Source organism: Halobacillus sp. BBL2006, from assembly GCF_000786645.1.
Classification (GTDB): Bacteria; Bacillota; Bacilli; order Bacillales; family Halobacillaceae; genus Halobacillus.
Genome location: NZ_JRNX01000048.1, coordinates 1 through 9,081, shown reverse-complemented (window position 1 = coordinate 9,081; position 9,081 = coordinate 1). Strand labels below are relative to the sequence as shown.

Annotated in this window: 10 protein-coding genes and 1 pseudogene; 7 read left to right on the top strand and 4 right to left on the bottom strand. The window is 41.2% G+C overall.

What is annotated here, in order from left to right:
* The 3 genes and pseudogenes from LD39_RS22930 to LD39_RS01950 form a co-directional block, all read left to right on the top strand.
* Positions 1 to 542 (top strand): annotated as a pseudogene (locus LD39_RS22930) (alpha/beta hydrolase); the annotation flags it as partial.
* 21 nt (positions 543 to 563) lie between these two features.
* Positions 564 to 1,421, top strand: a complete 858-nt coding sequence (locus tag LD39_RS01955; protein ID WP_035542329.1) for a hypothetical protein — start codon at positions 564 to 566, stop codon at positions 1,419 to 1,421.
* A 181-nt stretch (positions 1,422 to 1,602) separates the two neighbouring features.
* Positions 1,603 to 1,800, top strand: a complete 198-nt coding sequence (locus tag LD39_RS01950) for a cold-shock protein (RefSeq protein ID WP_035510016.1) — start codon at positions 1,603 to 1,605, stop codon at positions 1,798 to 1,800.
* Positions 1,801 to 2,096: 296 nt separating this feature from the next.
* Here LD39_RS01950 and map read toward each other — a convergent pair whose 3' ends face one another.
* A complete protein-coding gene (gene map / locus LD39_RS01945; protein ID WP_035542327.1) occupies positions 2,097 to 2,849 on the bottom strand; it encodes a type I methionyl aminopeptidase in 753 nt (250 codons plus the stop codon).
* Positions 2,850 to 2,940: 91 nt separating this feature from the next.
* On the bottom strand, positions 2,941 to 3,495 hold the full coding sequence (locus LD39_RS01940; RefSeq protein ID WP_035542326.1) for a sugar O-acetyltransferase: 555 nt from the start codon (positions 3,493 to 3,495) through the stop codon (positions 2,941 to 2,943).
* Positions 3,496 to 3,583: 88 nt separating this feature from the next.
* Here LD39_RS01940 and LD39_RS01935 point away from each other — a divergent pair, with 88 nt between their 5' ends.
* Genes LD39_RS01935 through LD39_RS01925 form a run of 3 tightly spaced genes read left to right on the top strand, consistent with a single transcriptional unit; the run spans position 3,584 to position 6,509 of the window.
* Entirely contained in the window at positions 3,584 to 4,090 is a 507-nt protein-coding gene (locus LD39_RS01935) for a GNAT family N-acetyltransferase (RefSeq protein WP_035542325.1), read from the top strand.
* A gap of 60 nt (positions 4,091 to 4,150) precedes the next feature.
* A complete protein-coding gene (locus LD39_RS01930; RefSeq protein WP_035542323.1) occupies positions 4,151 to 4,873 on the top strand; it encodes an ABC transporter ATP-binding protein in 723 nt (240 codons plus the stop codon).
* A complete protein-coding gene (locus LD39_RS01925; protein ID WP_035542321.1) occupies positions 4,866 to 6,509 on the top strand; it encodes an ABC transporter permease in 1,644 nt (547 codons plus the stop codon). The genes LD39_RS01930 and LD39_RS01925 overlap by 8 nt, the downstream gene beginning before the upstream one ends.
* 60 nt (positions 6,510 to 6,569) lie before the next feature.
* On the opposite strand, the gene LD39_RS01920 is transcribed toward LD39_RS01925, so the two are convergent.
* Both LD39_RS01920 and LD39_RS01915 read right to left on the bottom strand, forming a co-directional pair.
* Positions 6,570 to 6,776: a zinc ribbon domain-containing protein gene (locus LD39_RS01920; RefSeq protein ID WP_035542318.1), complete on the bottom strand. Its 207-nt coding sequence runs from the start codon at positions 6,774 to 6,776 to the stop codon at positions 6,570 to 6,572.
* 94 nt (positions 6,777 to 6,870) lie between these two features.
* Positions 6,871 to 7,290 carry a universal stress protein gene (locus LD39_RS01915; protein ID WP_035542316.1) on the bottom strand — a complete coding sequence of 140 codons (420 nt, stop codon included), beginning with the start codon at positions 7,288 to 7,290 and terminating at the stop codon, positions 6,871 to 6,873.
* Positions 7,291 to 7,571: 281 nt separating this feature from the next.
* Here LD39_RS01915 and LD39_RS01910 point away from each other — a divergent pair, with 281 nt between their 5' ends.
* A complete protein-coding gene (locus LD39_RS01910; protein ID WP_035542313.1) occupies positions 7,572 to 9,044 on the top strand; it encodes a SulP family inorganic anion transporter in 1,473 nt (490 codons plus the stop codon).
* Positions 9,045 to 9,081: the final 37 nt, after the last annotated feature.

Below are 9,081 nucleotides of genomic sequence, written 5' to 3'. Positions count from 1 at the left end.
CGGCCGGGCCAACGGCTATCGCTCTAGCCGCTCACCACCCGGACAGAGTGTCAAAAATCATAATGGAAGCTGCTATGGCCGCTCCTTGGGAAGACAGTACGAAACAAAAGGCAAAGCTCATCTTTGGTCCGGCAGAGCGTATGGTGTGGAGTAGTTTAAGAAAAATGCTCAAACTGTTTCCTGACCTTGTCATGAAACAACTCTTGTCAGAGATGACAACGGAAAATGCGGAAGAATACTTAGAAAGTCTTTCACCAAATGACCGCCGTTTCGTTTATGACATGCTGGCAACATCTCAATCTGGAAAAGGATTCTCTTTAGATGTGGACCATTCGGTTACGGATATCAGCAGCGTCCAAGCTCCTATCCTTGGGATGTACTCGCAAAAAGATAAAAGTGTCCAATACACAAACGCATTGTTGCTCAAATCTTTAGCACCTCAATGTGAGATTTACGAAGTAGATGCAGACAGCCACTTGATATGGATTGGAAAAGGTGCTCGTGAAGTATGGGATAAACGTTTAGAATTTTTACATCAATAACTCAATCCGAGGAGGATCAGCATGGATGACTTAAAATGCAAACAGATGCTGGATAGATTTCTGACGTTTTATGATAAAGCCTCCCTTGAAAATGCAAGCCCTGAACGCCGCTTTGAATTATGGAAGCACTATTACGGGTTCACTTTCGTCCCCCCCGGCTACAAGAAGGATCAGTTAGCACGTGAAATGCTCGATTATGCCTGGGATAAATATTCACTCGTTTACGATAAAATCAAATACTTTGAACCCGATCCGCTTAAACTGAGCGGACTTTTGGAAAAAATAAAGCAGACATTACGTGTGACAAAACCGATAGAGTTGACCGTTTTATATTTTGTCGGAACCTTCGAGACAGAACCTTTCATCATGCAAGAGAATAAGCGCTACACCCTTTGCTTTCCTGTAGAAGTGGAATGGAGTCATTTCAAACTTGTCCAAGAACTAACGCGGATCGTCCATTGCAGTAAATCCGGGCTGGCACCTAGTCATACTCGAACCTTAGGTCAACTAATTTTCCAAGAGGGCATAGCCCTGCACACCACTCAGCAAGTCATGTCAGATGAAGAGAATACTGGTACAGACTTACTTTGGAAACATGAGAAGTGCAGCAAAGAGCCAAACCGGATCATGATGAATCTAATCCCGCACTTAAAACGCACGGATTATGAAGCTTTGTACTCCTTTACAAGAGGCACAGGCGCATCCGGCTATGAAAAGGAAGCGAACTACGCTGGCTGGATTTTGATGCAGCATTTACTGGATCAAGGTCACAGGTTGAACGACTTGGCTGCCATCCCTAAAGAAAATGTCGATGAATTTGTCGAAAAATCTCTATATTCGTTGTTAAATAGGGCTTACCTTACTCAGCCTCAAGATTAGAAAACTTTTTTTGGCTGAGGGTATCTTTTGTTTTTTTCATCTGTTATACTAAGGTTAATTATTGTTGTTCGTTGAAATTCAGAAAGATCAAATGTTTTACAGCATGTCGTCTTGATTGAATTGAAGAGCAAGAATAGTAATACAATGTGGGATCTCGATTCCACGCAGGAGGTAATTGTACATGGTTGAAGGTACAGTAAAATGGTTTAACGCAGAAAAAGGATTTGGATTTATTGAAGTAGAAGGTCAAGACGACGTATTCGTTCACTTCTCTGCTATCCAAGAAGAAGGATTCAAATCCCTAGAAGAAGGTCAAGTTGTAACTTTCGAAATCGAAGAAGGACAACGCGGACCACAAGCAGCTAACGTTCAAAAATAAGAACCTAGCTTAAACCTGAGACAAGCCCCGATTTCAAGAAATTGAAATCGGGGCTTTCTTATTATTAAGTGTGCAATCGCCTTGGGAGTCCCGACAAGCTTAAGTCACTTAATGTAATGAAGTGAAGTACCTTCATGGAGTTAAGTGACTTAAGACCTCGAGGGACTAGGCGATGAAACCGGATATGATTAAGTGTGCAATTCCCCTTGATCAGCTCCGACAAGCTTAGTAGAGTGTTTCGCAGATAAATGACCATTTAAAAAAGCCAGGCATTTACGATGCCTGGCTTTCATTTATTAATCTTCTTGTTCTGTCAAAATGACGGGACCGTCTTTTGTAATAGCTACCGTATGTTCATATTGAGCGGAAAGAGAACCATCAATGGTACGAGCCGTCCAATTGTTCTCATCCATCCGACTCCCCCACTGCCCTACGTTCAACATCGGTTCAATAGTAATAACCATTCCTTCTTTCAATCGGGCCCCTTTGCCAGGTGCACCGAAATGAGGAATATATGGATCTTCGTGAATGGATTCTCCAATTCCGTGACCAGTGAAGTCACGTACGACCGCATAACCTTCACCTTCTGCATACGATTGAATGGCGTGACCAATATCTCCGATTCGATTTCCTGGTTTTGCCTGCTCAATTCCCTTATACAAAGATGTTTTTGTTACATCCATCAAGCGCTGAGCCTCATCACTTACTTCTCCAACAGTATGAGTCCATGCAGAATCCGCTAGCGCTCCGTTCAAGTTTACGACCATGTCGATTGTGACGATATCTCCTTCTTGTAATTTCTCATCACGAGGGAAGCCATGGCAGATTTCATCATTAATAGAAGCACAGGTGGTGAACTCATAGCCTTGATACCCTTTTTGTTCTCCTGTAGCTCCCCGTTCAGCTAAGTACTTCTCGACGAAGTTTTCGATCTCCATCGTCGTGACCCCTGGTTTAATGAATGATCTTAACTCTTTATGCACGTTGGCAAGCAACTTGCCAGCTTCTTGCATCAATTCAATTTCTCGTTTGCTTTTTCTCTTTATCATCGTTTCAATCCTTCCTTACCTCTTTTAACGTATATATGCAAGCATCCTCTAGTATGATAACGAAAAAATCGCCGGACGACCACCCTTAGGGTTAATCCACATTACGAATAACCTTAGCAGGGTTCCCACCTGCAAAAACATTTGAAGGGATATCCTTTGTCACTACGGCTCCCGATCCAATCACGACATTATCGCCAATCGTAACCCCCGGATTAATTACCGCGTTTCCGCCGATCCATACATCATCCCCGATTGTAATAGGTTTTCCTGCTTCCAGTCCATTCGCACGGGTTTCTCTATCCATAGGATGGGTCGCTGTATAAAGTTGAACGTTAGGCCCGATCAACCCCCGTTTCCCAATCCGAATCTCACAAACGTCAAGAAACACACAGTTGAAGTTAGCGAAAAAACCTTCTCCCACATGAATATTATAGCCATAATCACAATAGAACGGCGGTTCTAGACCTATCTCACCTTCAATCGTTCCAAAAAGATCATGAATCAATTGTTTCCGATAATGAACCTCAGTATCTTTGGTCTGATTGAGGGAATAGGTAATTTGGCGTGCTCTCGATCGCTCATGCATTAGATCGTCATCCCATGATTCATAGAGTTCTCCAGCTAACATTTTTTCTTTTTCTGTCATTGGTCCACCTACTCTTTTATGGAATTCTTCTTTCTTTACTTTACCATAGATATTCGCTAGGCTAAGTACAACTAAAGGAGGGCTGGGTATGCAAACACGCGAATTGAATGGAAAAGATGCAGAAAGTTATTATCAATTACGTTTAGAAGCATTGTTAACAAACCCGGATGCTTTTATCACAACTTACGAACAAGAAAAACAAAGACCGAACCCAATCGAAACCACAGCACAACGATTAGAAGCTGAAACCTCAAGAACAATCGGATTGTTTGAGGATGAGAAGCTTCAAGGTGTCCTAACGATTGTGAAAGAAACCCACCCTAAGTTTTCCCATAAAGGAAACCTTGTAGCCATGTACGTATCTCCAGACAGCCGGAGAAAAGGCGGAGCGAAACTTCTCGTTCAAGAAGCTATTAACACCTCAAAGGCACTGAACTTAGAAGTTCTTCATTTAAGTGTAGTTACGGATAACCACCCTGCGAAAACCCTTTATGAAAGGATGGGGTTTCAATCTTACGGTTTGGAGCGTAAGGCAATCAAACTGCCGAACCATTATTTAGACGAGGAGCATATGGAACTCTTTTTAGATGAATGAAACATTTTTCTATTCGATATCGTACATCTATTATAGAGTACTTGGTAAAGGATGGATAAAATGATTGAACTGAACGGAATTTCAAAAAGCTTTCCAGGAAAAAAAGCAGTCCAAAACCTCAGTTTGAGTATCCCTGACGGAAAGATATTTGGATTTCTCGGACCTAACGGGGCGGGGAAATCTACGACCATCAAAATGATGACAGGAATTCTTCCTATTGATGAGGGATCCATCATCATGAACGGTGTGGACGTTTCAAAAGAACCGATGAAAGCGAAGCATTTATTCGGCTATGTGCCTGATCGGTCAGATATATTCCTTCGATTAAAAGGAATTGAATATTTGAACTTTATTGCTGATGTGTTCCATGTTCCTCTTGATATTAGAAAAGAAAAAATTGAAAACTTGACGAAAAGCTTTGGCATTTATGATGCACTTGATGACCATATACAAACCTACTCACATGGAATGAAGCAAAAAATTGTCGTGACCGGGGTTCTGCTTCATGATCCTGATGTTTGGATTCTTGATGAACCCCTTTCAGGATTGGATCCTAAATCTTCTTTTACGCTGAAAGAAATGATGCGTGAGCATGCCTCACGAGGAAAGACAGTCTTTTTCTCTACTCACGTACTCGAAGTCGTCGAACAGTTATGTGATGAAGTTGCCATCATCAACCATGGTCAAGTCCAGTTTCAGGGGAATATGAGTGAAATGAAACAACAGTTCAAAGAAGATGAAAACTTGGAGCGCTTGTTCCTGGAGTTGACGCAAAATGAGTAAAGCCTGGAAACTAATGAAAGTCATGGTCAAAATGCAGCTCTCTATGGCAGGAAAAAGCAGCAGTGAAAAAATCGGTTACGGTTTCCTAATTCTTGTGACGGTCCCGTTCGCGCTAATGGTTTTGTACTCCCTCAATAGTTTGATCGGGTCCTTATACGAAGCTCTCGCTTCAACCGGAAATGAGAGCGTCATTCTAGGATTGTTTTTTGTCTTGATGCTTTTCATCTTTGTGTTTGTAAGTATCGGATCGGTGTTGAGTTCCTTTTATTTTGCCGAGGATGTCGAATCATTCATTGCACTGCCCTTTCAGCCTTATCAGATTATCATTGGGAAATCTGCCGTTCCTTTCTTATCGTTGTATGGGTTGAATGCCCTTCTCCTGTTACCGACGTTGATTTTTTACGGCTTACATAGTTCAGCAGGTTTCCTCTACTACTTGTTCGCTGCCCTCTTATGGGTCTTGACACCCATTATCCCGTTTGTATTGACATCCATCTTAATTATGTTTCTAATGCGATTCGCTAACATATCCAAAAACAAAGACCGCACGAAAATTTTTGTCGGCTTGCTAGGATTTGTTTTTGCAATTGGGATCAATGTGCTTATCCGCTTGGATTCAGGAAATACAAACGCAAACATGGCACAGGTGCTCACGGAACAGAATGGCATGCTGGGGCTTGTCACTAAATTCTTTCCGACCGCTTACATCAGCTCAATCGCCTTGACTGAACCAGGGACGATTACGGGGATCCTGTATTTTCTGCTCATGATCGGCTTAACGATTGCCAGCATTATTATATTTCTCACCAGTGGACAGAAGGTTTACTTCAAGGGGGTCTTAGGGTTATCTGGTGGAAAAAGAAATACGTTTAAAGAAGAAAACATTCAAAGGAAAACGAAGCAGCATTCGATCTTGTTCAGTTTATGGATGAAAGAAATGAAGATCATCTTTCGGACTCCGACTTTCTTTACCCAGATCTTCGTTCAAAGTCTCTTCTTCCCTGTCTTTTTAATCATCATCATCCTATTCGATACGAGTGGATCGGCAGGTAGTCTTGGAGGAATGATGAGTCAATCGGAAGGAAAAACGATGATCCTAGCTTTGTTCGGTTTCACTGTAATCGCACTAGGTATTAACCCAGCCTCAATTTCTTCTATTTCCCGGGAAGGTAAAAGCTGGTTTAACAATCTCTATTTGCCAATTCCTGCAAAGACCATCATAATGAGCAAAATTATTACAGCATATACACTCAGTCTGTTATCCCTATTACTGATTGGAGGCGCAGCTTTATGGATTATTAAAGTACCCGTTTTACTGTGCCTACTGTGGTTTGTCTTATCTTTAGTGACAAGCTGGATAACGAGTATTCTAGGGCTTTTGATTGACCTCTATCAACCTAAGTTAAATTGGACCGATGAACGCGAAGTTTTCAAAGGTCGCTTTATTGGTTTTTTCGCCCTTGCGATTGAAGCATTGGTATTTGGAATCGCTATCTTCACTCTCTGGAATATCAATGCGTTCGAAGGTTTGTGGGCCGTATCTGGCATACTTTTCACCTTCTTACTTCTAATGACTTTCGTTTGTCACCATATATTGAACAAAATGATTACCCAGAAATTTTATACGATTTTATGAACAAACAAAAAGGATCGCTGAAAGTAATAGCTTTCAACGATCCTTTTTTATATTTAGATACTATCCGCCAAAGAAGAAATCGAGAATATTGCTGGCTTTTGAAGCTTTTTGGTTGTAAAACTCTGAATAGCCACAGTTTTTACATGACACCACTGTGAACTTATTGTTCTGTACATCCAGCATTTTAGATAAGCCAGATCCAGTCATGGACACTTCTTTCTGATCAGCATCCGTACTTCCGCATTTGATACACCCTGATTCATTCATTGATTCATCTCCTCCTTTAGTCCTTCTCTACCCTATTCAATAAAAGCTTATAACAACTTTGTATAAAAAAAGAAGCAAGCATTTCGCTCGCTTCTTATTTTACGATCATAACCGGACAGTTGGCTCTCTTGGCCACTTTGTGACTGACACTGCCTAGAACCATCTCTTGGAGAGCGTTTAGTCCTCGGCTTCCAATGATGACGATATCGAATTCTCCCTCATTCGCCAAATTCACAATCGATGGACCTGGTTCTCCGTGCTTGATTTCAACATGAAAAGGAACACGTTTTTCCTCCAGAATCGTTTCAATCGGATGCAAACGCTCGTGCCTTCGTTGGTCGATTAATGATTTATCGCCTTCTGATAAAACATCCGTTTTCGATTGCTCCCCATCCACGACATAAACGATCGTCACTTCACCATCACCTTGAAGGAGGGCAAGCTCGGCAGCACGCTCAGCCGTACGAACAGAATGTTCAGATCCGTCTGCGGCTAGTAGAATATTTTTATACATAAGATCCTCCTGTCTTTCATATCTTCGCTTATTTTATCATGATCTTATCCTTGTTTGTAAATTGTTTGTTAAAATGAAAGGCTAAATTAAAAAAATACTTTTATGTGATTATAGCATCTATGAATAAGCATGAAGTCGTATATGTAAGTATATGTCGATTTTATGCGCTTACATGAAATTATGATGTTTCTCAATTGAATGATATAATTTCTTTCGTTCTTGCCGGATTAACGCACTGTTATGGACAGTGCATTTCAAATTTAATAGAAAGAGGTGCGCAATTGAACACACAAACAATTAAACAACAATGGTTTGGAAACGTAAAAAACGATACGCTCTCAGGCATGGTCGTCGCTATGGCACTCATCCCTGAGGCAATCGCTTTCTCTATCATCGCTGGAGTCGACCCCATGGTAGGATTGTACGCTTCCTTCTGTATCGCCGTCGTCATCGCTTTTATGGGTGGACGTCCTGGAATGATTTCGGCCGCCACAGGAGCTATGGCCGTCCTCATGGTTACACTGGTAAAAGATTACGGACTTGAGTATTTGCTTGCAGCCACTATCTTAACTGGTATCTTACAGTTTATCCTTGGTGCACTGAAAATCGGGCAATTTATGAAGTTCATCCCTAGATCTGTTATGATCGGGTTTGTTAACGCTCTTGCCATTTTAATCTTCTCCTCTCAGCTCGTACACTTTGAAGGGGCTGGGTTAGCCATGTACGCTATGGTTGCAGGATCTCTTGCAATCATCTATATTTTGCCAAGATTCACAAAAGCTGTTCCTTCTCCCCTTGTGGCAATAATTGTCATGACAATTATTGCCATTACTACGGGAACTGGCTTAAAAACAGTAGGAGATATGGGTGATCTTTCAAGTACATTACCTATTTTTCTTATTCCTGATATTCCATTAAACTTTGAAACATTGCAGATTATTTTCCCTATTTCCCTTGCTTTAGCCTTTGTAGGTCTTCTGGAATCACTTCTCACGGCTCAAATCGTTGACGATATGACCGATACCGTAAGTGATAAAAACAAAGAAGCACGCGGACAAGGTGTCGCTAATGTTGTGTCTGGTTTGTTTGGAGGTATGGCTGGCTGTGCAATGATTGGACAATCTGTCATCAATGTCTCCTCAGGTGGACGAGGACGTTTATCTACCCTTGTTGCAGGGATATTTATGATGTTATTAATCATTGTATTCAATGATTTGCTCGTTCAAATTCCAATGGCTGTACTTGTAGGAGTCATGATTATGGTTTCTATCGGTACCTTCGACTGGGGTTCATTAACAAGATTCAAGAGAACCCCTATTTCAGATTCTGTTGTTATGGTCATAACGGTTGCCACTGTTGTAAAAACACATGACTTATCGAAAGGGGTCTTAGCAGGAGTCATCTTAAGTGCCATCTTCTTCGTAGCTAAAATCTCTAAAGTTCATGTTGAACAGATTTACGAAAAGAGCACTATGAAAATGGTTTATAAAGTCACTGGACAAGTATTCTTTGCTTCCACTGATAATTTATTAAAACACTTTGAATATTCAATTGAGGCGAAGGAAGTTGAAATTGACTTTTCAAATGCACATGTTTGGGACGATTCAGCCGTCGCGGCTATTGATAAGCTCATTTTGAAATATAGAGAGAACGATATAGACGTTAGGGTCGTCGGCTTGAACAAAGACAGCTCGCAACTTGTCAAACGCTTAGGCGTGCACAACAACCAAAACGCATCTGTATCCAATCATTAATTATATATTAATTGTGTAATCGCCTTGGTCAGTCCCG